Below are 22,686 nucleotides of genomic sequence, written 5' to 3'. Positions count from 1 at the left end.
CAGGTGGGGCGAGATGTGTCGGGGGTGTTCCGTCAGGGGTGCGGCTACCAGGTGCGCACGGCACCGCTCAGAAGTTTGTTGCCGGGCTGGCGCCAGCGCGGTTCCTTGTCGAGCGTGGTGCCGGTGATCTTCCTCAGCGCTCGAATGGTCGTGCCGTAGGGCATGATCGCCGTCGTCGACAGTTTGCCGCCGGGCGGTTCGTCCATGAAGGGCATGAATTTGTCGGGAAAGCCCGGCATGGTGCAGCCGATGCAGATGCCGCCCACATTCGGGCAACCGCCGATGCCGTTCATCCAGCCGCGCTTGGGCACGTTGCACTTGACCACCGGCCCCCAGCAGCCGAGCTTCACGATGCACTTGGGTGAACCGTATTCGGTCGCGAAGTCGCCCTGCTCGTAGTAGCCGGCCCGGTCGCATCCTTCGTGAACGGTGTGGCCGAACAGCCAGGTCGGCCGCAGGTTGTCGTCGAGCGGGATCATCGGCGCCTGCCCGGTCGCCTGGTAGAGCAGGTAGGTGATGGTTTCGGAGAGATTGTCGGGCTGGATCGGGCAGCCCGGCACGCAGACGACCGGGATGCCGGCCTTGCTGGTCCAGCCGTAGCCGAGGTAGTCGGGCACCCCCATCGCGCCGGTCGGGTTGCCGGCCATCGCGTGGATGCCGCCGTAGGTCGCGCAGGTGCCGGCGGCGATGATCGCCGTGGCCTTCGGGGCGAGTCGGTCGAGCCATTCGCTCGTGGTGATCGGCTGCCCGGTGTCGGGATTGTTGCCGAAACCGCTCCAGTAGCCGCCCTCGGCGTGCAGTTTCTCGTTCGGGATCGAGCCCTCGACGATCAGCACGAACGGTTCCAGTTCGCCACGGTCGGCCTTGCGGAACCACTCCAGAAAGTCGTCGGCGCCGTGTTCTGGGCCGCACTCGAAGTCGATCAGCGGCCAGTGCATCGCGATGTGCGGCAGGCCGGGCAGGGCACCGAGCGCGATCTCCTCGACGCTCGGCTGGGTGGCCGCGGTGAGGGCGACGGAGTCACCGTCGCAGCTGAGGCCGGCATTGATCCACAGCACGTGGATCAGGGCCTCTTCGGCGGGGGTCGCGTCGGTGCGCTTGGCAGCGGGATCAGTAGTGGGTGTAGTAGTGGGCATCGGTGTCTCCTGGGTTCGCCTCGCCGCGGGTTGCGTCGCCGCGGATTGCGCCGGACGGGCGCGTCAGCCAGTGGTACCAACCGTCGAGGCCTGCGCCCGTCGTGGCCGACACCACCAGCACGTCAACATTCGGATTCAGTTGTCGGGCCTGGCTCGCGCACCGCTCGACATCGAATTCAACGTAGGGAAGCAGGTCGCTCTTGTTGATCACCACAAGATCGGCCGCCGCGAACATGTGCGGGTATTTTCGGGGTTTGTCGTCGCCCTCGGTGACCGAGACGATGACGACCTTGGCCGCTTCGCCGAGGTCGAACAGGGCCGGGCAGACGAGATTGCCGACGTTTTCGATCAGCACCGTGCATCCGGGGTCAGGGTCGAGGGTGTCGAGCGCGTGCCGGAGCATGTCGGCGTCGAGGTGGCAGCCCGCTCCGGTGTTGACCTGCACGACCGGCACTCCGGTGGCGCGGATGCGGTCGGCGTCGATCGAGGTCTCCTGGTCACCTTCGACGACGGCGAACGGCATCCGCCCACCGGACGCGGTGAGGGCAAACTCTGTGAGGGCGCACTCGGTGAGGGTGCGCACGAGCAGGGTGGTCTTGCCGGAGCCGGGTGAACTCATAACGTTCAGCGCACGGATGCCGCGGCCCTCGAGCCAGCCCCGGTTGCGGGCCGCGAGCAGGTCGTTGTGGGCGAGCAGGCTCTGCTCGAACAGCACGGTCTCGGTCGGGTGAACATCGGAATCGTGGCCGTGCGGGTGGGAATGCGGGTGGTCGTGGGGGTGGCTGTGAGGGTCGTGGGCGGGATTGGCGATCAGTGTGAGGCCGGTCACGGATCTCCCGTCGACCCGCACTCCGGCGTCGTCGTTACAGCCACACGTTGAACACACGGTTGTCCCTTCCTAACCGGCAGCCTCGACGGCGGCCAGTTGCACGGCGACCAGGTCGAGCTCGCGGCCCGCCGTCACCTGAACGTCGGCGCTGCCACACGCGCACAGCAGAAACTGGTCGACCAGGCCGGAATCGAGCCCGTAGGTGCGACAGCGGATGCGGCCGGCCGGCTGCTCGAGAATCAATTCGGCCCCCTCGAGAGCGGTGTTGGCCGCGGCGATCTCGAAGCTGAAGCGGAGGGCATCCGCCAGAACGCCCGACAGTTGCCCGATCCGCAGGTGAACGGACGCGACAGTGCGCTCGCCGGTACGGTCACGGATCGTGTCGACGAGGCTGGACGCAATCGACAGTTCATGCACGGTATTCCACCTCGAAGAAACAATGTAGACCCGGGTCTCGGTCCTCGCAATGCCGGATTCGGGCCGTATCGTTCGGCGGCCGTCGAACCGTTGACAGTGCCCGGGATCGGGCGGATGCTGTCTGGAATTCCGCTTCCGGCACTGCCGCGCCCACCCGCGCCCACCAGGAGGATCTTGATGACGACACCGGAAACGACACCCCCCGCAGCGGCCCTCCTCAGCAGACGCACCGTGCTCGCCGGATTCTTTCTCGTCGGAGGCACGGTCGTGCTCGCGGCCTGCACCGATTCCTCGGCCACGCCGGCCGTGCCGAGCGGATCGGGGAGCCCGACGCAAATCGAGGTGACCGACAACCGCGGCACGGTGCTCACCTTCAACCAGGCCGTGACCCGGGTCGTGACGATTCCGATGCCGTCGGCGTCGCTGATCGTGGCCGTCGACCGGTCGGCGCAGCACCTGGTCGGCATGCACAATGCCTCCTGGATGGCGATCAAAGACGGCATCCTCGGCCAGTTCTTTCCGGAGCTGCTGAAACTTCCGCACGACATCGCCACGAGTGATTTCACGCCCAACGTCGAGAGCATCCTCGATCTCGAGCCCGACGTGGTGGTGCAGTGGAGCGACTCTCCCCTGGTGGAACCCCTCGAAAACGCCGGTCTCACGGTCATCGGTCTCACCAATAACGGCACCCAGGAAGACGTCGACTCCTGGGTGCAGATTTTCGCCACGATGCTCGGAAAACCCGAACGCGCCACGGAGATCAAGGCGCGCAGCGATGGTGCCCTCGCCCAGGTGCAGGCCGACGCCGCCGCACGCGCGCAGCCTGGCCCGAGCATCCTCTATTTCAACCGGTTCACCGAGGGTCTCAAGGTCGCCGGCGCGAACACCTACAACGATTTCTACATCAAGCTCGTGGGCGGCACCAACCCGGCGACGGGCGATGCCCCCGCCCCCGGAACCGGCATGGTCGGCGTCGACCTGGAGCAGGTGCTGACCTGGAACCCCGAGGTGATCCTGCTCGGCAACTTCGACGGAGCGATGCCCGACGACATCTACTCGAATCCGGCCTGGTCGGGGGTTCGTGCGGTCACCAACCGGCGCGTCTACAAGGTACCGCTGGGCGGCTACCGGTGGGACCCGCCCGGTCAGGAGTCCCCGCTGATGTGGACCTGGCTGGCGGACATCGCCTTCCCTTCCCTCAGCACGAGCACCCTGCGCGCCCAGATCACAGCCGACTATCCGTTTCTCTATGACCACACCCCCACCGACGCCCAGATCAACACCGTGCTCTGGATGGATGTGAACGACCGGTCCTCCAATTACCAGCAGTTCCATGCTGGATGAGAGCCATGCCCGGATCGACCGGCGCCGCGCGCCGCGCGAGCACCGCGGCCCCGGCCGCGCTCCCACGCCGGAACGCGTTCGCACCCTGCGCCCGATTCTCATCTCCCTCGGCGCACTGCTGACGGTCGCGCTGCTCGCGCTGACGCTCGGCCGCTTCGATGTTCCGTTCGGCCACGTCGTGCAGATCCTGCTCGGCACCGACCCCGGGGGCGCATTCGGGGGTGAGGACATTCCGCCGACCGAACACAACGTCGTGCTGCTGGTGCGGATGCCGCGGGTGCTGTTGGCGGCGCTGGTCGGCGGCGGTCTCGCCCTCGGTGGCGCCGCCCTGCAGGCGATCTTTCGCAACCCCCTCGTCAGCCCCGACATCATCGGGGTCTCGGCCGGGGCATCCTTCGGCGGGGCCCTCGCGTTGCTGCTCGGACTCGGCCCGGTGATGCTCGTCGGTGGGTCGTTCGCCTGCGGGCTGCTGGCCCTGGTGCTGGTCTTTCTGATCACCTCGGGCCGCGGCGGCACCCCCGTGCTCATGCTGGTGCTCGGCGGGGTGGTGACCGGGTCATTCTTCTCCGCGCTCGTCGCCCTCGTGACCTACCTCGCCGACCCGTTCACGACGCTGCCGGCAATTGTCTTCTGGCTGCTGGGCAGCATCGCGGGGGCGACTCCCGGACAGGTGCTCGTCGCGGTCGGCCCGATCCTGCTCGGCACGGTCGTCGTGCTGGCCCTGCGCTGGCGCATCAACGTGCTCTCGCTCGGGGACGACGATGCGGCGGCGCTCGGGGTGCGTCCGCGGCGGCTGCGCTGGGTGGTGCTCGCATCCGTCGCCCTGATCGTCGCCGGCGCGGTCGCGGTCAGCGGCGTGATCAGCTGGGTGGGCCTCGTGATTCCGCACCTCGCCCGCATGTGGGTCGGCCCCGACAACCGCGTGCTGCTGCCGGTGTCGGTTCTGCTCGGCGGGGCCCTCCTCATCGTCGTGGACACGGTCGCGCGCTCGCTCACCGCCGGGGAGATTCCGCTCGGCGTGCTGACGGCGCTGATCGGGGCGCCGGTGTTCTTTGTGCTGCTGCGACGCCACCGCGACCGGATTTGGGACAGTGCCTGACGTCGCCCCGGTCCTGCTCGAGTTGCGCGAGGCAGGGTTTGGGTACCCCGGGCAGCCTGCGGTGTTTCGGAACGTGACCCTCCAGGTGGCGGCCGGATCGGTCACGGCGGTGCTGGGCCCGAACGGCAGCGGCAAGACGACCCTGGTGCGCTGCGCGGCCGGGTTGCTGCCGGTGCAGCAGGGCAGCGTGCGCCGGCGCGAGGCCGTCGGCTTCGTGCCCCAGGCCCGCGGAACGTCGTTCGCATACCGGGCCTTCGACATGGTGCTGATGGGACGGGCCCGGCACGTGCAGCTGTTTCGCAGCCCGGGGGCCGGCGACCGGGCCGCCGCCCTGTTCGCAATGGAACGGGTCGGCATCGCGGCCCTGCGCGACCGGTCTTTTCCGACCCTCAGCGGCGGGGAACAACAGCTCGTGCTGATCGCCCGGGCCGTTGCCGCCGAAACCAACCTGCTGATCCTCGACGAGCCGTCCACCGGGCTCGACCTGAAGAATCAGGTGCGGGTGCTGCGGCTGCTGCGCGAACTCGCCGCCGACGGCATTGGAATGCTGCTCAGCACCCACGACCCCGACCATGCCCTCTACCTCGCCGACACCGTCGTGCTGCTGCACCCGGGCGAGGCGCAGCAGGGGCCTGCGGCAGAACTGCTGACCGAAACCAGCCTGTCGGCGCTGTACGGAGTGCGGGTCAGCGCCGTCGACTACCTCGATTCGGGTGCTGAGGCGACCCGTGCGGCGGTTCCGGCCCCGCGCCGCACGATCGTCACCCACTACGACGATTCCCCGGCCGCGCGGCACGGTGAGGGCGCCCCATGAACGCCGCGCGGTGGCAGCGGATGCGACGGGCCCTCAGCCGGGGCGAGTGGGCCTCGCTCGGGGGAATGGCCGGTTGTGTGATTCTCCTGCACCTGATCGGCTGGGGAGTACTGATCGCCCTCGTCGTTCCCCAGCAGCTGAGCATTGGTTCGGCCGGGCTCTTCGGGGTGGGAATCGGGTTGACCGCCTATACGCTCGGGCTGCGGCACGCCTTCGACGCCGACCACATCGCGGCCATCGACAACACCACCCGCAAGCTCATGAACGACGGGCGCCACCCGCTCTCGGTGGGCTTCTGGTTTTCGCTCGGCCATTCGACGATCGTCTTCGGGCTGTGCGCGCTGTTGGCCGCGGGCATCCGTGCCCTCGCCGGGCCGGTCGAGGAGGACTCGTCGACCCTGCAGTCGGTGCTGGGCGTGATCGGAACCGGCATCTCCGGCTCGTTCCTCTACCTGATCGGCATCATCAATCTCGTGATCCTGCTCAGCATCGTGAAGGTCTTCCGCCGCATGCGCCACGGCGAGTTCGATGAGGCGGCGCTCGAAGACCAGCTCGCCAACCGTGGTTTCGCCAACCGCATCTTTGGCCGCGCCACCCGGGTCGTGACCCGGCCCTGGCAGATGTATCCGATCGGCCTGCTGTTCGGCCTCGGTTTCGACACCGCGACCGAGGTCAGCCTCCTGATCCTGGCCGGCGGCGCGGCGGCTTTCGTCCTGCCCTGGTATGCCATCCTGACGCTGCCGATCCTGTTCGCGGCCGGCATGAGCCTGCTGGATTCCCTCGATGGCATCTTCATGAACTACGCCTACGGCTGGGCGTTCACCAAGCCCGTGCGCAAGGTCTATTACAACCTCGTGATCACGGCCGTGTCGGTGGCGGTCGCGCTCGTGATCGGATCGATCGAACTCCTCTCGATCCTGGTCGACCAGATCGGCATCGTCTCCGGTCCGCTCTACGCGATCGGCTCACTCAACCTCGAAAACGTCGGTTACGTCATCATCGCGATCTGCGTGCTCGCGTGGATCATCGCGTTCGCCGGCTGGCGCCTCGGCCATGTCGAGGAACGTTGGTCGGCGGCCGTGCGCCCCGCGCCCACTGATACGGATTGAGCGTCAGAGGGCGAGGTCAGCCAGCAGGGCGGCCAGCACGAGTTCTTCATCCACGGCGAGGCCGACGGATGCCATGGCTTCGGCGAGGTCAGCATCCCACGGTGTTTCCACGCTCGCCGCGCTGACCCCCGGCAGCACGAGCAACGCCGGCAAGGCGCTCCGCTCCGCACACGCCGCGGAGTAGTCCGCGGCGGAAAACCGCCAGGGGGTCCACGCGACCCGTTCGGCGAGGGCCCGGGCGACGCCGATTCCGCTCCAGTCGAAATCGCCGTGGAAGCGCAGGGCAGCGCCGTCGGCCACGAGCCGCTCGAGCAGCCGAATCGCCGCCGCCCCGGGCTGGCCGTTCAGGCAGACGAGCGGCGCCGAGGTCGCGCCGAGCGCGTCGGCGGCGGCCGCGACAACGGCCGGGTTTTCACAGACGAAGACCACCGGCGGCACCGTGCCGAGCTCGTCGGCGAGAAGCTGCCGCAGGGTGAGCACGACCGGCTGACCGGCCTCGGCGAGGGCCGCGAGGGCGCGTGCAGTGGGTGACGTGTCACCGCCAGGCAGGCCGAGAACGAGCACGCTCGACGAGAGCTCGTCGAGCACGACGCCCACCGAGTGCCACGCCTCGCGGCGCCAGCGCGCGGAGTCGGCCGAGGCATCCGTCGGCGACGACGTGGGCACCGGCCCGCGCAGGGCGTCCGTCGCGGTCGCTGCACCGCCCGTCTGCTCGCCGGAGCGTGCAGCGGAGGGCGAGCTGGCGAGGGCCGAACCCAGTGCGCTCGCGAGGCCGACGGCGAGGGTGCCGAGCGGGGTGTGCACGTCGAGGGCGTGGGCGTCGTGCACGGTGCGGGACGCGAAGGCGCCGAGGGATTCCCCGCTCGTCGGCAGGGCGCCGGCCACGGTGGCGAGTTGGGCGGCGAGGGCCTGCGCGCCCGCGGCCGTCGGGGCAGCCCGGCGCAGGGCACCGGTGCGGATCACCCGATCGGCCCAGCCGGAGAGCTCGGGCCGTCCGAGTCGGCGCAGGGTGTTCGCGGCGGCCTGCCAGGCGTCGCGTTCCCCGGCCCGTTCGAGCGGGTCGACGACCGTGCCGGTGAGCGCGACCACGGCCGCGGCGAGCCCGGCCGGCCAGAGGCCCGACCGGCGCAGCACGTCATCGAGGGTGTCGAGCGAGACGGATGCCGAGGTGCCGGCTCGCACGGGCCGATTCAGCAACCGCGCGACCGCGGCGCGCTCCCCCGCCGATGCCTGTGGTTTGGTGACCGTTCCGGTGAGCTGCCCGGTGCTTTCGAGGCGGGTGCGCAGCCGGGCGAGCAGCCACGCGAGTTCGGGGGTGCCGAGGGTTCGGCGCAGAGTGGCGAGGTCAGCGGTGCTGGGGTTGATCGGGGTCACCCCTCCTGTTTATCAGGTTCGTCGGGAACGGGCCGGGATTGGAGCGGGACGCGCGGCGCGCGCAGCCTACTTGGAGGTCGCCCTGGCCGCGGCCTTGGCAGCGTTCCGGGCCGCGTTCTTCGGCGGCAACAGCGTGTTGGCCTCTTCGAGGGACATACCGTTGGTCTCCGGCACCTTCGTCATGACGAACCAGAACGACAGGGCGGCAAAGAGGGCGTACATGCCGTAGGTCAGAGGCAGCGAGGTATCCGACATGGGCGGGAACGTGACCGTGATCAAAAAGTTCGCGATCCACTGGGCGGCTGCCGCGAGGCCGAGGGCCTTGGCCCGAATCGTGTTCGGGAACATCTCGCCGAGCAGCACCCAGACGACCGGGCCCCACGAGGCACCGAAGGAGATCACGAAAACGTTGGCGGCGACGAGGGCGATCGGGCCCCACGCGCCGGGCAGGCTGAGCTCGCCGTCGACGGTGATCGACTGGCTGAAGGCGATGGCCATGGTGGCCAGCGACGCCGTCATGCCGACCGAGCCGAACAGCAGGATCGGGCGGCGGCCGACACGGTCGACCAACGCGATCGCGATGAGCGTGACCAGGATGTTGGTGACCGAGGTGGCCACCGAGATGGCGTGGGAGTCGCGTTCCTGGAAGCCGACGGCCTCCCACAGGGTGGTCGAGTAGTAGAAGATCACGTTGATGCCCACGAACTGCTGGAACACCGACAGGGTGATTCCGACCCAGACGATGGGCTTCAGGCCGAAGCTCGAGCCGCGCAGCGACCCGGTGGTCTTTGCGCGGCGATCGCCCTCAATCGACGCGCGCATGTCACGGATCTCCCGGTCGACGTCGCCGTCCGGCCAGACCTTGTTGAACACGGCTCGGGCATCCGCTTCCCGATCTGTGAGCACCAGGAAACGCGGGGATTCCGGCAGCAGGAACGCGATCACGCCGTAGACGATGGCCGGAACGGCGCCGATCAGGAACATCCAGCGCCAGGCTTCGAGGCCGAACCAGAATTCGGCGTCCGCTCCGCCGGCGTTGTCGGACAGGGTCGCGTTGCTGAGCAGCGCGGTGAAGATACCGATGGTGATGGCGAGCTGCTGCAGCGAGCCGAGGCGCCCGCGCATGTTGCGCGGCGAGATTTCAGCGATATAGGCCGGGGCGACGACGGATGCGAGGCCGATCCCGATTCCGCCGAGCACCCGCCAGATGATGAGGTCGACGACACCGAAGGCGAAGCCCGAGCCGAGTGAGCTCAGCAGAAAGACGACGGCGCCGATGATCATGACGGGGATACGGCCGTAGCGGTCGGCGACTCGTCCACCGAAGAAGGCGCCGAGGGCGGCACCGAGCAGGGCGCAGGCCACGGCGAACCCGGTCAGGGCGGCGTTCAGGCCGAACTCCTGCTGGATCGCGTTGACGGCGCCGTTGACCACACTGGAGTCGAAGCCGAAGAGGAAGCCACCGAAGGCACCGGCGATCGCGAGGGCGATGACCTTGCGGTTCGTGGACGGTTTGAGGGTTTTCTCGCCCGACGAGGGGGTTTGTCGGGGCGTGGTGGGCGTGTCCTGTGTCATTGCGGTCCCTCGGGTTCATGAATATGCAACCTGCCGAGCCTACGCCCGAAAGGGGGCATGCAGAAAATTGCCCGGCGCACAAGCCCTTATCCGCGCAGCGAGGCCCCCGCTAGGCTGCGGTGTTCGCGGAACCCGTCTGGTGTTGGTTGTGCAAGGAGCGTCATGAAGCTGATCCCCTCAAAGTTGTTGAGCCGCAGGCGTCAGGACAGTCCCCTGCTCCCGCCCGGACAGTCCGTGACCGACGACCTGCCGGTGCGCTCCTCGGGTCCGATTCCGAGCATCCGTCGTCAGGACTGGGAATTTCTGATTCGCACCGAACGCCACCGGGACCATCGCTGGGACTGGGCTGAGTTTCAGGCTCTGCCGCAGGAGGACGTGACCGTCGATATCCACGGCGGCACGGGCTGGTCGAAGCTCGCAACGCGCTGGCGGGGCGTCTCGCTCGACGTGTTGCTCGACGGCGTGACGACCCGCACCGAATTCGCCATGGCACACTCCTACGGTGGTTATACGACCAACCTGTCCCTGGCCGATCTGCGCGGCGGCCAGGCCTGGATCGCGCACCAGGTCGACGATGAGGACCTGACCCCGGAACACGGCGGCCCGGCACGCCTGATCGTGCCGCACCTGTATTTCTGGAAGAGCGCCAAGTGGGTGCACGGGCTCGAACTGATGCGGCGCGATGAGCCGGGCTTTTGGGAACTCAACGGATACCACATGCGCGGCGACCCGTGGCAGGAAGAGCGTTATTGGTAGCGAAGCCGGGCGACGCGGGTCAGGCTGCGAGCCAGCGGCCGCCCACGCGTTTCGTGAGGGTCGACGAGCGAGGCTCGGCGAGGGTGCCCGTCACCTCGAGCACGTGGTCGGCGATTTGAGCGGCGATCTCCCGGTCTTCGGCGGTGAACCGCACGATCAGGCGGGCAGAGCCCGCGACCACGGCGAGGTCGCTGGCCTCGACCGTCGTCAGGTCGGCAGCGGCCGCCGCGGCGGCGGGCAGCACGGCCGCCGGGGCGATGCCGGGGCGCAGTGCACCGATGGCGATGGTCACGCGGAACGAGGGCATTTGCCCAGCGTAGGCGCGTCGGCGACAACGGATGCCGGCTCGCCTGGGAATCCCAGCCGCGCGCGCTAGTCTCCTCGGCATGAGCAGGTTTGCAGACAGTTGGCGTTCACACCTCTTGACCACGCTGTCGGGCAAGAATGACGGCCGCCCGCCGTGGGTCGGCAAGATCGAACTCGGTGATGACCTGGGCTTCTTTGGTCCGGGATCGGCATCCTGGGCGGTGCACGGCGGTATGGCGACGATGGTCGCCGGCATCCGCGCGCTGCTCATGCAGACGCTGCACCCGGGGGCGATGGCCGGCGTGCACGACTGGTCCCGGTACCACGAAGACCCCCTCGGCCGATTGTCGGGCACGATCCAGTGGCTCGTCACCGTGACCTTCGCCGACACCACACTGGCCGAGCGGGAATCGTCGAGGGTCGCGCAGTTCCACGAGCGTGTCGCGGGCACCTACCTCGATGCCCAGGGCGTGGAGAAGCCGTACCACGCGGGTGACGCCGAACTGTTGTCGTGGGTGCACGTGGTGTTCACGGACGCGTTCCTCGCCTGCGAGACGGTGTGGGGCTCCCCGATCCCGGGCGGCGCCGACCAGTACGTGCGGGAGTGGGCGAAGGCCGGCGAGCTTGTGGGAGTGGCCGACCCACCGCGCTCCGAACGCGAGTTGCGGGCGCAGCTCGAGGCCTTCCGCGCCGCCGGGGTGCTCAAGAGCGACGACCGCGTCGCCGAGGCGGTGCGCTTCATCCGCAACCCGCCGTTGCGCCCCTCGATGAAGCCGTTCTACCGCATCATGTTCGCCGGTGCCGTTGGGTCGCTGCCGGCCGAATACCGACGGATGCTCGGACTCCGCAAACCCCGCTGGCCCGCCGTCTGGGCGACCGGCGTGGTGCTCGGTCTCGTGCGCACCCTGCTCGGCAGCTCGTCGTCATCGGAGGACGCCGCCCGGGTGCGCATCGCGCGCCTCGAAGCAGCTGCCGCCGCTGCGTGACGCCGTCCCACCCCGGGCGCTCTCCGCGACCCGCCCGAGTGGGCGCAGATAGCCCCTTGCCAGCCGCGAGTGGGCGTAAATGGCCCCTTGAATCGGCGGGAAGGGGCCATTTGCGCCCACTCGCGGCACCGACGTCTCGCTCAAGGGGCGTTCTGCGACACCTCACGCACGGACACCACACGCACGGACACCTCCCGCACGGAGTGTCACAGAACGCCCCTTCGAGGCTGCCGCGCGAGGATGATCGTAGCGGCGACCGCGGCGAGCGCGTACAGAGTCACGGCGATCGTGAGGGTGGTGGCATCCGGTCGCACGATGGACTGGCCGGCGAGGGCTTGGCCGGTCAATAACACGAGCACTCCGGCGTACAGGGCGATCAGCACCCCGAGCAGTCGGGCGCGCACCGCGGAGGACTGGAGGCGGGGCATCCGTCGGGCGAGAAGTTCGAACAGAACGGCGGCGAGCGGCAGCAGCTGCAGGGCGTGCATGCCCACGAAGTGCGGGATGCGCAGGTCGCCGGCCACGGTGCTCCAGCCGAGGATCGGCAGGCCGGGCCCGCCGTCGGCCAGGCCCACGGTGTGGGCGCCGGCGATGCCCTGGAAATCGTCGAGCTGCTCGGCGGTGGGCCCGGTCATGAGATAGCCGAGGCCCATGCCGATCACCGCGATCACGACGCCCGCACGGATCGCGAGGGTGCGGGCCCGGTCGCCGAGCCGCGCCCGCATCAGCAGCACCGCCACAACCAGCGCGGCCACCCAGACGACCGCAATCGAGGTCGCCATGATCGCCCACATCGTGGTCGCGAACGGGGTGGCCACGTTGAAGTGACTCGTCGTTCCGGCCAGAGCCGCACCGACGATGATGATCATCTCGACGAGCAGCAGCACGGCCGAGACAGTTCCGGCCCACCACGCGAGGCGGCGGCCGCGCTGCAACTGCCCGATCAGCCAGGACAGGGTCACGGCGTAGATCGTGATCGACAGGGCAAATTTCAGGGGCTTCGACCAGAGCAGCAGCCCGGTGACCGTGCGCGGGTCGGCGATCAGCCCGATCACCGCGACGGCGGCCAACACGGTCATGGCGATTGCCAGCCCGAGCAGCGGGCGGTGCCAGGGCACGGCGCTCAGGCCGGACTCGGGGCGAGGAACGACGGCACGGGTCAGGGTGACGGATGAGTCGGAGCGTGCACGCGACATGGTGAGTCCTTACTCACGGGCTTTCGGCCAGGGACGGGTGATGATGAGCAGCACTGCCGGGCTGGTAGCGCAGGGCGGAGACGTGTTCCTGCGCCGTGCGGCGCAGGCCCGAGAACAACGCATCACCGAGCACGGTGCCCACGACGACGGTCTCGGCTTTCCCTTCCCGGTCGGGGATGGCATCGATTTCGTCGAGATCCGCCTCGGCGATCAGCAGGGCGGCGGCGGCGTAGCGTTCAACCCAGCCGCGCGCGGAGAGGTGCCCGATGGCCTCGAGGGAGGCAATCACCTGCGCGGCGGCCAGGCGGCCCGGATTGTCGGGCGAAACGAGCCATCCGTCGGTGACGCTATCGACGCGGGCCAGGGCGGATGCCGGCACGCTCGCGGGGTCGATGTGCTCCGAGACCGCGGCTTGCGCGACGCCGAAGATCTGCTGCAGCGGCTGCTCGGAGTCGAGAGCGTCGAGCACCCGATGGGCCTCCGCGACCGAGAGCCCGCCCACGTCGAGCAGGCCGCGGATGAGGCGCAGGCGCCGCACATGCTGTTCGGTGTAGTCGGCCTGGTTGGGCGAGGTGCGCTCCCCCGCGGGCAGCAGGCGCTCACGCAGGTAGAACTTGATGGTCGCCACGGCGACGGCGCTCACCGTGCTCAGTTCGGCCATTTTCATGTGGATAGTGTAACTATCCGATAGCGCCGCTGTCTAGAGATTCGTGATTAAATCTCACTCCTCCGGGGTGAAGAAGGCGGTCACGGCCGCGGACAGCGCCGCCGGGTCATTCACGTGGCACAGTTCGCGAGCGGAGTGCATCGACAACAGCGGCACCCCGACGTCGACGGTGCGAATGCCGAGCCGGGTCGCGGTGAGCGGCCCGATGGTCGATCCGCACGGAACGGTGTTGTTGGACACGAATTCCTGGTACGTGACGCCGGCGCGCGCACAGGTGCGTGCGAAGAGGGCCGCGCCCACGGCATCCGTCGCGTAGCGCTGGTTGGCGTTGATCTTGAGCAGCGGGCCACCGCCGAGCACGGGCAGGTTCGCCGGGTCATGGCGTTCGGAGTAGTTGGGGTGCACGGCGTGGCCGGCGTCCGCGGACAGGCACCAGGATTCGGCGTAGGCGCGCAGGCGGTCGGTCACGGTCGCGCCGAGGCCGGCACCGATGCGGGTGAGCACGTCGTCGAGCAGGGGGCCGGCGGCGCCCGACCGCGAGGCGGAGCCGATCTCTTCGTGGTCGAAGGCCGCGAGCACGCTGATGACGGGGGCGGTTTCGTTCGAGACCTCGCCGTGTGCCTCGTGCTCGCCCGGGCCCTCGTTCTCGCCGGGGAACGCCGCGTCGCCGGCCAGGATCAGTGCAAGCAGTCCGGCGTGCACGGAGGTGAGGTTGTCCATGCGGCCGGCCGCGAACAGCTCCCCGCCGAGGCCGAACGTCGCCGGCGGCGCGGTGTCGGCCGTGAGCAGGTCGTAGCCGGCGATGTCGCTGCCGGCCAGGCCGGCGAGCCCGGCAAGGTGCCCGACGAGGTCGGCCTGGGCCACGTCACCCACGCCGAAGACGGGGTTGAGGTGGCGCTGCCGGTCGAGGGTGAGGCCGTTGTTGACCTCGCGGTCGAGGTGCACGGCGAGCTGGGGAATGCGCAGGAACGGCCCGGTGCGTACGAGATGCTCGGTGCCGTCGTGGGTGACGAGGCGGCCGGCAAGCTCCAGTTCGCGGTCGAGCCAGGAGTTGAGCAGGGGCCCGCCGTAGACCTCCACGCCGGCCTGCAGCCATCCGTTCGATCCAATGGTGGGTTTGGGCTTCAGCTTGAAGCCGGGCGAGTCGGTGTGCGCCCCGAGAATGCGAAACGGGGTCGTCGGGCCGGCGCCGGCGGGCTGCACCCAGGCGATCAGGGCGCCGTCACGCACGATGTAGTGCCGTCCCGGCTGCTCAGCCCATGCCTCAGCCTCGGCGAACCGGCTGAAGCCGGCGAGGTCGAGGCGGCGGGCGGCTTCGGCGACCGCGTGGTACGACGACGGCGAGGCGTAGATGAACCGGGCGAAGTCGTCAATGTAGCTGGGGGTGGCATCCATTTCCCCATCCAACCACCTGAACGGCGGATGCCCACGGTCGCCGCGCATCACCGGTCCGGCCCCGCAGCTGCCCGGCCAGCGTCCCGCGACCATCCGTTAAGCTTGAACCGACGACTCGAGGGGGACTTATGTCCGACACGCCCGCGCCCCGCGCGCATCCGCCCGGTTGGTATGCCGACCCGATGGGCTCGCCCCGGCAGCGCTGGTGGGACGGCACCCGCTGGACCGATGACCTGCACGACCCCGCCCTGGAGGTCTACGGCGTGAGCGCCCCGGCCGTGCTCGGGCCGACCACGCCGGTCTATAACCCGCTGATCTGGGCCATCGCCGTGCTTCCCCTACTCACGCTCATGGCCTCGTCGTCGGTCGACCTCACGGCGACGCTACAACTGGTGCTCGATGACGCCACGGCGCCGACCAGCCCGGAGGAGGTCACGTCGAACCTCGTGTCTTTCGGCGTCTATGCCGCCACCGTCGTGATGGCGTTCTTCGACCGGCGCCAGCTCCTGAAAATCGGCGTGACGAAGCCGTTCCACTGGGCGTGGGCGTTTCTCTGGTCGGGCGTGTATGTCTTCGGCCGTTCGGTGATCGTGAGCCGCCGCGCCGGCCGCGGCATGACGCCGGCCTGGGTCTGGTTGGGGATTTTCGTCGTCTCGCTGATCGTCGGAGTGACCCGCATGGTCGACGCTGTCAACGAGGTGTTCCCGAACGGGAGCATCCCGACCTAGGCTCACCGGGCGATTAGGCCGAGGGTACGGCCGCAACCTCGACCTTGAGAGCGGCGCGTGCGAAAGCGGCGCCGCCGACGGTGACGGTCTCGGTGCGACCGAAGCCGTGTCCGGACTCCTCGAAGACACCGAGACGGGTCAGCAAGCGCCATTTCGGAGCGATGATCTCTTCGGCGGCGTCCTCGCCCGACACGCCGAATTCGGACACCGCCCAGCCGATCGAGCCGAGCCCGCGAGCCAGCACCTCGAGGTACTCCGCGCGGTGATCCAGCGTTCGCGTGGCGACGTAGAGCAACAACAGCCGGGTGGCATCGCTCACTCCCGCGGTGCGGCTGTGATGGATCGTCGCCGCCAGGTAACGCCACAGTTCGCGCGGCGATTCGGCGAGGGTGCGGCCGCGTGCGGTGAGCAGCAGGGTTCCCTTGCTCACCCGCAGCAACCCGACGTCGCGCAGGTGCACGCGCAGTTCGCGCAGGGGGCGAATGTGCACCTCGCGGTTGACCTCGATGGGCCACCCCCAGTCGAGCTCGAACGACGCCTCGATGACGACGGCCGGCGGCAGGTGGCCGGCTTTCGTCAAGCGGATGCCGTCAGTCCCGACCCGACGCAGGATCCACTGCACGGGTACGAGCATGCGCACCATGGCGCGCTGGTTGAGCAGGATCGGGTCGCTCACCCGTGCCTGGCCGACCAGCTGCCGAAAACCCGGAACCAAATCGGGGAGCATTCGCGTCTCGAACTCCTGGATCACGTTCACCCTTCGAGCCTACCGAGGGAATCGGTCAGCCGCCGCTGCATCCGCTGCCCGTGCCTCCAGCGAAAGCAGGACGATCTGCGCCGGTCTCGGCGTACGCAGGACGATTCAGCGCATTTTCGGCGCCGTGTCCTGCATTCACCACGGCCCCACGACTGAGCGTCGGCGACAGTGTCGGTGGAATCTGGCACGCTGGAAGAATGACCGACACCCGCGCATCCGCTCTCGAAATTCTGCGAACCCTCGTCGGAAACGACGACGCCGATTTTCATGAGGGCCAGTATGAGGCCATCGAGACCCTGGTCGACCAGCGCCGCCGAGCGCTTGTGGTGCAGCGCACCGGGTGGGGCAAGTCGGCGGTGTACTTCGTCGCCACGCTGTTGCTGCGCCGTCAGGGCGCGGGGCCGACCATTCTGGTGTCGCCGCTGCTCGCGCTGATGCGCGACCAGGTCGCCGCGGCGGCCCGCGCCGGGGTGCGCGCCGTGTCGATCAACTCCGCGAACCCGCACGAGTGGGCCGACGTGATGCGCGCGCTGCAAGCCGACGAGGTCGATGTGCTGCTGGTCAGTCCCGAGCGCCTGAACAACCCGAGCTTTCGCGACGAACAGCTGCCCGCGCTCATCAACCGGGTCGGGCTGCTCGTCGTCGACGAAGCGCACTGCATCTCCGACTGGGGGCATGACTTTCGCCCCGATTACCGCCGGCTGCGCGACCTGATCGCGCAGATGCCGGCCGGGGTTCCGGTGCTCGCCACGACCGCGACGGCGAACAGCCGGGTCGTGACGGATGTCGCGGAGCAGGTCGGTCGGGTCGCTCCCGGCGCTCCGACCAGCTCCGGCGCGGGCGGTACGGCCGAGGTCGTCACGATTCGTGGGCCGCTCGCCCGCTCGTCACTGCGGCTCGGCGTGCTGCGGCTGCCCGATTCCCGTGCCCGGCTGTCGTGGCTGCTGAGCCACCTCGCCGAGCTGCCGGGCAGCGGCATCATCTACACCCTCACGGTGTCGGCCGCCGAGGACACCGCCCGGCTGCTGCGGGAGGCCGGCCACGAGGTGCGCGCCTACACCGGCCAGACCGACACCACCGAGCGGGAGGAGAGCGAGGGCATGCTCAAACGCAACGAGGTGAAGGCCCTGATCGCCACGAGCGCGCTCGGGATGGGCTTCGACAAGCCCGACCTCGGCTTCGTGCTGCACCTCGGGGCCCCGTCCTCCCCCGTCGCCTACTACCAGCAGGTCGGCCGCGCCGGCCGCGCCACCGAGAACGCCGACGTACTGCTGCTGCCGGGCGTCGAAGACGAGGACATCTGGCAGTACTTCGCGACCTCGTCGATGCCGAGCCAGAATAAGGCCGAATCGGTGCTGAACGCTCTAGCCGAAGCCGGTGCTGCGCTGTCGACCCCGGCGCTCGAGGCCCGGGTCGACCTGCGCCGCTCTCCCCTCGAGCTGCTCCTCAAGGTGCTCGACGTCGATGGTGCCGTGCAGCGCGTGAAGGGCGGCTGGATCGCAACCGGGCAGCCGTGGGCCTACGACGCCGAACGCTACGAGCGCATCGCCGCCGCCCGGCAGAGCGAGCAGCAGGCGATGCTCGAATTCGAACGCACGAGCGCCTGCCGCATGGAGTTTCTGCAGCGCGCCCTCGACGACGACACCGCCGTACCCTGCGGCCGTTGCGACAACTGCACCGCGCCGTGGTACCCGGTGGACGTGCTCGATTCCGCGGCCGCCGCGGCGGCGGCCGCGCTCGACCGGGCTGGTGTCACCATCGAACCGCGCGCGCAGTGGCCCACCGGGGTCGCAACGCTCGGCGTCAACGTGAAGGGAAACATCACCGTCACCGAGCGGCTCGCCCCGGGCCGGGCCCTCGCCCGGCTCACCGACCTCGGCTGGGGCGGCCCGCTGCGCGAGGTCTTCGCACCGGGGGCAGCGGATGCCCCGGCCAGCCAGGCCATGACGGCAGCCTGCATCCGGGTGCTCGCCGACTGGACGTGGGACGAACGACCGGCGGCCGTTGTCGCGATGCCGAGCCGCACACATCCGCTGCTGATCGATTCCGTGGCCCGCGCACTCGCGCAGGTCGGCCGGCTGCCCTATCTCGGCACCCTCGAACCGGTGAACGGCGGGCCAACCGGCACGAGCGGCGGCAACAGCGCCTACCGCCTCGCGGCGGTGTGGGAGCGGTTCGCGGTCGACGACGACCTCGCGGCCGCGCTTGAGACGGCCGCGCCCGACGGCTTCGCGGGCAAGCCGGTGCTGCTGATCGATGACCTGGCCGACAGCCGCTGGACCCTCACCGTCGCCGGGCGGGCCCTGCGCCGGGCGGGCGCCGGAGCCGTGCTGCCCTTCACCCTGGCCCTGCGAGCGTAGGGCTGGACGTGATGCTCGGGCGGGCGCGGCGGAATATTCGGCACGGTGCCCGCCTTGTTAGTCTGGGGAGTTGCCATTCGGCGATTTTCCGTACGCACGCTGTCGCACTGTTTACGCACCTACGTCAAAGGCATCCACTCACTTATGAAGTTGAACCGCACCACGCTCAGAATCGCCTCGGCAGTACTTCTCACCGCGACCGCCGTCGCGCTGACCGGATGCTCTACGGGCGGCACGACCGATGATTCGCTCAGCAGCGTCATGGACTCCGGCGTGCTGACCGTGGGCACCGAGGGCACCTACCGGCCCTTCTCGTTCCACGAAGACGGCTCGGGCGACCTGACCGGCTACGACGTCGAGGTCATCGAAGCCGTCGCCGCCGAACTCGGCGTCGAGGCCAGCTTCGAGGAAACCCAGTGGGACGGCATCTTCGGAGGGCTGACCTCCGGCCGGTTCGACGTGATCGCCAACCAGGTCTCGATCACCCCCGAGCGTATCGACTCCTACGCCTTCTCCACGCCGTACACCTACTCGACCGGCGTCATCGTCGTTCCCGAGGACAACACCTCCATCACCTCTTTTGACAGCCTTGACGGGCTGACCACCGCCCAGTCACTCACGAGCAACTGGTACACCCTCGCGACCGAGAGCGGCGCAACCGTCGAAGCCGTCGACGGCTGGGCCCAGTCCGTGGCGCTTGTCGAAGAGGGCCGCGTCGACGCGACCATCAATGACAAGCTCACCTTTCTCGACTACCAGAAGCAGACCGGCGCCGCAGGCCTGAAGGTCGCCGTCGAGACGACCGACCGCTCCGAGAGCGCCTTCGCCGTCGAGCTCGGCAGCGACGCGCTCGCCAGCGCGATCAGCGAGGCCCTGGCCACACTCAGCGCCGACGGCACCCTGGCCGAGATCAGCGACACCTACTTCGGCGCGGACGTCAGCCAGTAGCCCCGGATCGGCATCCGCTCACAGGAGACCCAAGAAACTGATGAATCGCGCGCATGAATGAGTCCAGCTGGGAGCTGTTCGTCAGCTCCCTCGGCCCCCTGGTGCTCGGGGCGATCACCGGAACGATTCCGCTCGCGCTGAGCTCGTTCGCGATCGGGCTGGTCCTCGCGCTCGCGCTGGCACTCATGCGCCTGTCCCGACAGCGCTGGATCTCGAACATCGCCCGCGTCTACATCTCGCTCGTGCGCGGCACTCCGCTGCTCGTGCAGCTGTACGTCATCTTCTACGGGCTGCCCTCGCTCGGCATCGTGCTCGACTACTGGCCGAGCGCGATCATCGCGTTCTCGATCAACGTCGGCGGCTATGCGGCCGAGGTCATCCGCGCCGCGATCCTCTCGGTGCCCAAGGGCCAGTGGGAAGCGGCCTACATGGTCGGCATGTCTCGCTCCCGCACCCTCAGCCGCATCATTCTGCCCCAGGCCGCCCGGGTCTCGGTGCCGCCACTGTCCAACACCTTCATCAGCCTGGTGAAAGACACCTCGCTTGCTTCGCTGGTCCTGGTCACCGAATTGTTCCGCGAGGCCGAACAGATTGCCGCGTTCAGCCAGGAATTCATGCTGATCTACCTCGAGGCAGCACTGGTCTACTGGGTCATCTGCCTCGTCTTGTCGACCGGCCAGGGTTTTCTCGAGAAGCGATTGGACCGTTATGTCGCCCGCTGACCCACCCCGCCCACCAGCCCCGCAGGGGGTTGCTCAGTCACGAGCGGATGCCCCCGCCCTGCTCACCGTGCGCGGCCTGCAGAAGAGCTTCGGCACAACCCGGGTGCTCGAATCGATCGACCTGACGGTGAACCGCGGCACCGTACTCGCCCTGATCGGGCCGTCGGGCTCGGGCAAGACCACGATCCTTCGCTGCCTGAACGGACTCGACCTCGCCGACGGCGGCACCATCGACGTGGCCGGCTATGCCACGCTCACCTTTGACCCCGCCCCCGGCAAGAAGCAGCTCACGACCCTGCGTGACCGCTCGGCAATGGTGTTTCAGCACTACAACCTGTTTCCGCACAAGACCGTGCTCGAGAACGTGATCGAAGGCCCGGTCATCGTGCAGAAGCGCAACCGGGCCGAGGTGACCGCCGAAGCCCTCGCGCTGCTCGACCGGGTGGGACTGACCGAAAAGAAAGACAGCTACCCCTTCGAGCTGTCCGGCGGGCAGCAGCAGCGGGTCGGCATCGTGCGCGCCCTCGCCCTGCGCCCCCAGCTGCTGCTCTTCGACGAGCCCACCTCGGCCCTGGACCCGGAGCTGGTCGGTGACGTGCTGCGACTCATCAAGGAACTCGCCACCGAGGGCTGGACCATGGTCATCGTGACCCACGAACTCGAATTCGCGCGCGAAGTCGCCTCCGAAATCGCCTTCGTCGACGGCGGCACCATCGTCGAACACGGCGCCCCGAAAGACCTGCTGCGCAACCCCCGCGAGGAACGCACCCGCCAGTTCCTGCACCGCCTGCTCTTTCCGTTCTGACGCGCGGTCCAGCCTCACACGAGTGAGCACTTTATGCACTTCCCGGGCTCCGGAACTGCAGAAAGTGCTCACTCGCGCAATGTCTATTTAGGTGCTCGTTTCTTGGGGTGCGTTCTCGGCCCCGGCTCGGCGGGCCGCGAGGGTGCGCTCCCTCATGCAGAGGAACAGGGGGAACATACAGGCGAACGCGGTGACCCCGGACAGCACCACGTAGAGCCAGCCGCGCCTCATGCCGAGCCGCCGCGCCTCCACGATGATGAACACGCTGCCGGCGATCGCCGCGATCAACAGGTCGACGGTCAGCGACGAGACAGACGGGCCGCTGCCCACCCAGTCACCCAGATAGTCACGGCGCTCGAGGATCGCGATGACGTTATAGGTCCAGGTGCCGATCAGGCCGATGACGCTGAGCACGAGGTAGGTGACGGCGAGCGGCGTCCAGTGTGCGTGCAGGGGCACGCGGGGGAGAACGCGCGGGGATTGAATACTCATGCCACCCAGTGTGCCCGGAAACCACTACGCCCAAGAAAGTTCGGGCACGCGACAGGTGCGGGTCACCAGCCGTTCACCTCGCCGAAGGATGCTGAGGGCATGACTATCCTGAGCGTGCCCGGCACCTATAACGTGCGCGGCATCGGCAGCGCCGCCTCTCCGTGGCTGCTACGGTCGGCGACCCTGGATGCGATCACGGAGGCGGGGGCATCCGTCTTGGCCCGGTTGAAGGTCGCCCTCGTGCTCGACCTGCGCGACAGCGGCGAGCGCGGGGTGGTGCGGCACCCGATTCCGGTACATCACCTGCCCATTTTTGAGGCGACGGATGCGGCGCCGCACGGTCAGTCGCCGGTGTCGCCGGTGTCGCCGTACGGAGAGACGCTCGAGGAAATCTACGAGACGATCCTCTACGCTCGGGCGGCGCAGCTGACCCAGGCTGTCGCGGTGGTCGCGGATACTCCCGGCACCGTTCTCGTGCACTGCGCGGCCGGCAAGGACCGCACCGGCCTGGTCGTCGCCCTGACTCTGCTCGCCGCGGGTGCCGCGCCCGACGACGTTGTCGACGACTACGCGCGCTCGACGACCGAGGTGCGGCTGTTTCGCCGGGACCTGGCCGACGCAGCCCTGCGCGAGCTGCCGTTGACGGAAGAGGAATACGAGGCCGCGCTGAGCCTGCACCTCGACAGCCCGGCCGACGCCCTGCGGCATGTGCTGACCGTGCTGGACCGCTTCGGCGGGGTCGAAGCGTACCTCGTGCGTGGCGGGCTGACCATCGACCAGTTCCATGCCCTGCGGGAGCGTTACGCCGCGAGCCTCGGCACCGACCCCGACACCGCGCTGGACTGACGCGCACTGGACTCACAGTGCACAC

The 22,686-nt window shown here is 68.8% G+C and carries 23 protein-coding genes; 12 read left to right on the top strand and 11 right to left on the bottom strand.

The features are described from left to right. Positions 1–44: 44 nt before the first annotated feature. The 3 genes from D6T64_RS06940 to D6T64_RS06930 all read right to left on the bottom strand — a co-directional run bounded on the left by D6T64_RS06940 (position 45) and on the right by D6T64_RS06930 (position 2,382). Positions 45–1,136, bottom strand: coding sequence for an NADH-quinone oxidoreductase subunit B family protein (locus D6T64_RS06940; RefSeq protein WP_119973547.1), 1,092 nt, complete (start codon positions 1,134–1,136; stop codon positions 45–47). Beyond that, on the bottom strand, positions 1,111–1,965 hold the full coding sequence (hypB, locus tag D6T64_RS06935; protein ID WP_233550891.1) for a hydrogenase nickel incorporation protein HypB: 855 nt from the start codon (positions 1,963–1,965) through the stop codon (positions 1,111–1,113). Before hypB ends, D6T64_RS06940 begins: the two co-directional genes overlap by 26 nt. Before the next feature lie 69 nt (positions 1,966–2,034). After that, on the bottom strand, positions 2,035–2,382 hold the full coding sequence (locus D6T64_RS06930) for a hydrogenase maturation nickel metallochaperone HypA/HybF (RefSeq protein ID WP_119973542.1): 348 nt from the start codon (positions 2,380–2,382) through the stop codon (positions 2,035–2,037). A gap of 177 nt (positions 2,383–2,559) precedes the next feature. Here D6T64_RS06930 and D6T64_RS06925 point away from each other — a divergent pair, with 177 nt between their 5' ends. The 4 genes from D6T64_RS06925 to nicT all read left to right on the top strand — a co-directional run bounded on the left by D6T64_RS06925 (position 2,560) and on the right by nicT (position 6,748). Then, entirely contained in the window at positions 2,560–3,726 is a 1,167-nt protein-coding gene (locus D6T64_RS06925; RefSeq protein ID WP_119973540.1) for an ABC transporter substrate-binding protein, read from the top strand. Continuing rightward, positions 3,716–4,825, top strand: coding sequence for a FecCD family ABC transporter permease (locus tag D6T64_RS06920; protein WP_119973537.1), 1,110 nt, complete (start codon positions 3,716–3,718; stop codon positions 4,823–4,825). The genes D6T64_RS06925 and D6T64_RS06920 overlap by 11 nt, the downstream gene beginning before the upstream one ends. A gap of 73 nt (positions 4,826–4,898) precedes the next feature. Further along, positions 4,899–5,639 carry an ABC transporter ATP-binding protein gene (locus D6T64_RS06915; protein WP_233550890.1) on the top strand — a complete coding sequence of 247 codons (741 nt, stop codon included), beginning with the start codon at positions 4,899–4,901 and terminating at the stop codon, positions 5,637–5,639. Further along, positions 5,636–6,748 (top strand): Nickel transporter NicT, encoded by a 1,113-nt coding sequence (nicT, locus tag D6T64_RS06910; RefSeq protein ID WP_119973535.1) that lies wholly within the window; start codon positions 5,636–5,638, stop codon positions 6,746–6,748. The genes D6T64_RS06915 and nicT overlap by 4 nt, the downstream gene beginning before the upstream one ends. A gap of 3 nt (positions 6,749–6,751) precedes the next feature. On the opposite strand, the gene D6T64_RS06905 is transcribed toward nicT, so the two are convergent. Together D6T64_RS06905 and D6T64_RS06900 are read right to left on the bottom strand one after the other, a co-directional pair. Beyond that, a complete protein-coding gene (locus tag D6T64_RS06905) occupies positions 6,752–8,122 on the bottom strand; it encodes a TIGR02679 family protein (RefSeq protein WP_199719088.1) in 1,371 nt (456 codons plus the stop codon). 66 nt (positions 8,123–8,188) lie between these two features. Next, positions 8,189–9,697 (bottom strand): sugar porter family MFS transporter, encoded by a 1,509-nt coding sequence (locus tag D6T64_RS06900; RefSeq protein WP_119973533.1) that lies wholly within the window; start codon positions 9,695–9,697, stop codon positions 8,189–8,191. 162 nt (positions 9,698–9,859) lie between these two features. On the opposite strand from D6T64_RS06900, the gene D6T64_RS06895 reads away from it, so the two are divergent. Beyond that, entirely contained in the window at positions 9,860–10,453 is a 594-nt protein-coding gene (locus tag D6T64_RS06895; RefSeq protein ID WP_119973531.1) for a molybdopterin-dependent oxidoreductase, read from the top strand. Positions 10,454–10,472: 19 nt separating this feature from the next. Here D6T64_RS06895 and D6T64_RS06890 read toward each other — a convergent pair whose 3' ends face one another. Further along, complete coding sequence (locus tag D6T64_RS06890) at positions 10,473–10,760, bottom strand: hypothetical protein (protein ID WP_119973529.1); 288 nt, start codon at positions 10,758–10,760, stop codon at positions 10,473–10,475. Between the two features lie 79 nt (positions 10,761–10,839). Here D6T64_RS06890 and D6T64_RS06885 point away from each other — a divergent pair, with 79 nt between their 5' ends. Then, positions 10,840–11,745, top strand: coding sequence for an oxygenase MpaB family protein (locus tag D6T64_RS06885; RefSeq protein WP_119973526.1), 906 nt, complete (start codon positions 10,840–10,842; stop codon positions 11,743–11,745). Positions 11,746–11,951: 206 nt separating this feature from the next. Here the strand turns inward: D6T64_RS06885 and D6T64_RS06880 are convergent, their stop codons facing one another. The 3 genes from D6T64_RS06880 to D6T64_RS06870 are packed head-to-tail and all read right to left on the bottom strand — an operon-like array spanning position 11,952 to position 15,003. After that, positions 11,952–12,941: a hypothetical protein gene (locus D6T64_RS06880; protein WP_233550888.1), complete on the bottom strand. Its 990-nt coding sequence runs from the start codon at positions 12,939–12,941 to the stop codon at positions 11,952–11,954. Between the two features lie 13 nt (positions 12,942–12,954). After that, entirely contained in the window at positions 12,955–13,608 is a 654-nt protein-coding gene (locus D6T64_RS06875; RefSeq protein WP_119973524.1) for a MerR family transcriptional regulator, read from the bottom strand. Positions 13,609–13,662: 54 nt separating this feature from the next. Then, positions 13,663–15,003, bottom strand: a complete 1,341-nt coding sequence (locus D6T64_RS06870; RefSeq protein ID WP_119973521.1) for a M18 family aminopeptidase — start codon at positions 15,001–15,003, stop codon at positions 13,663–13,665. 128 nt (positions 15,004–15,131) lie between these two features. On the opposite strand from D6T64_RS06870, the gene D6T64_RS06865 reads away from it, so the two are divergent. Then, positions 15,132–15,731 carry a DUF2510 domain-containing protein gene (locus tag D6T64_RS06865; RefSeq protein WP_119973518.1) on the top strand — a complete coding sequence of 200 codons (600 nt, stop codon included), beginning with the start codon at positions 15,132–15,134 and terminating at the stop codon, positions 15,729–15,731. Positions 15,732–15,744: 13 nt separating this feature from the next. On the opposite strand, the gene D6T64_RS06860 is transcribed toward D6T64_RS06865, so the two are convergent. Continuing rightward, complete coding sequence (locus tag D6T64_RS06860) at positions 15,745–16,488, bottom strand: hypothetical protein (RefSeq protein ID WP_119973516.1); 744 nt, start codon at positions 16,486–16,488, stop codon at positions 15,745–15,747. Between the two features lie 197 nt (positions 16,489–16,685). Between D6T64_RS06860 and D6T64_RS06855 the strand changes: the two genes are divergently transcribed. The 4 genes from D6T64_RS06855 (at position 16,686) to D6T64_RS06840 (ending at position 21,323) form a co-directional block, all read left to right on the top strand. Further along, positions 16,686–18,848, top strand: a complete 2,163-nt coding sequence (locus D6T64_RS06855) for a RecQ family ATP-dependent DNA helicase (RefSeq protein ID WP_119973513.1) — start codon at positions 16,686–16,688, stop codon at positions 18,846–18,848. Between the two features lie 144 nt (positions 18,849–18,992). After that, positions 18,993–19,796 carry an amino acid ABC transporter substrate-binding protein gene (locus D6T64_RS06850; RefSeq protein WP_119973511.1) on the top strand — a complete coding sequence of 268 codons (804 nt, stop codon included), beginning with the start codon at positions 18,993–18,995 and terminating at the stop codon, positions 19,794–19,796. Between the two features lie 53 nt (positions 19,797–19,849). Further along, positions 19,850–20,518: an amino acid ABC transporter permease gene (locus D6T64_RS06845; protein ID WP_119973509.1), complete on the top strand. Its 669-nt coding sequence runs from the start codon at positions 19,850–19,852 to the stop codon at positions 20,516–20,518. Continuing rightward, entirely contained in the window at positions 20,505–21,323 is an 819-nt protein-coding gene (locus D6T64_RS06840; protein ID WP_119973507.1) for an amino acid ABC transporter ATP-binding protein, read from the top strand. Before D6T64_RS06845 ends, D6T64_RS06840 begins: the two co-directional genes overlap by 14 nt. Positions 21,324–21,410: 87 nt before the next feature. On the opposite strand, the gene D6T64_RS06835 is transcribed toward D6T64_RS06840, so the two are convergent. Then, positions 21,411–21,815, bottom strand: a complete 405-nt coding sequence (locus tag D6T64_RS06835; protein ID WP_119973504.1) for a DUF2834 domain-containing protein — start codon at positions 21,813–21,815, stop codon at positions 21,411–21,413. A gap of 99 nt (positions 21,816–21,914) precedes the next feature. Between D6T64_RS06835 and D6T64_RS06830 the strand changes: the two genes are divergently transcribed. Then, positions 21,915–22,661: a tyrosine-protein phosphatase gene (locus D6T64_RS06830; RefSeq protein ID WP_119973502.1), complete on the top strand. Its 747-nt coding sequence runs from the start codon at positions 21,915–21,917 to the stop codon at positions 22,659–22,661. The last annotated feature ends 25 nt before the right edge of the window (positions 22,662–22,686 follow it).

The organism is Cryobacterium melibiosiphilum, assembly GCF_003602235.1.
Classification (GTDB): Bacteria; Actinomycetota; Actinomycetes; order Actinomycetales; family Microbacteriaceae; genus Cryobacterium; species Cryobacterium melibiosiphilum.
The sequence above is the reverse complement of the archived record's forward strand: the minus strand, read 5'-3'. Positions and strand labels throughout refer to the sequence as shown.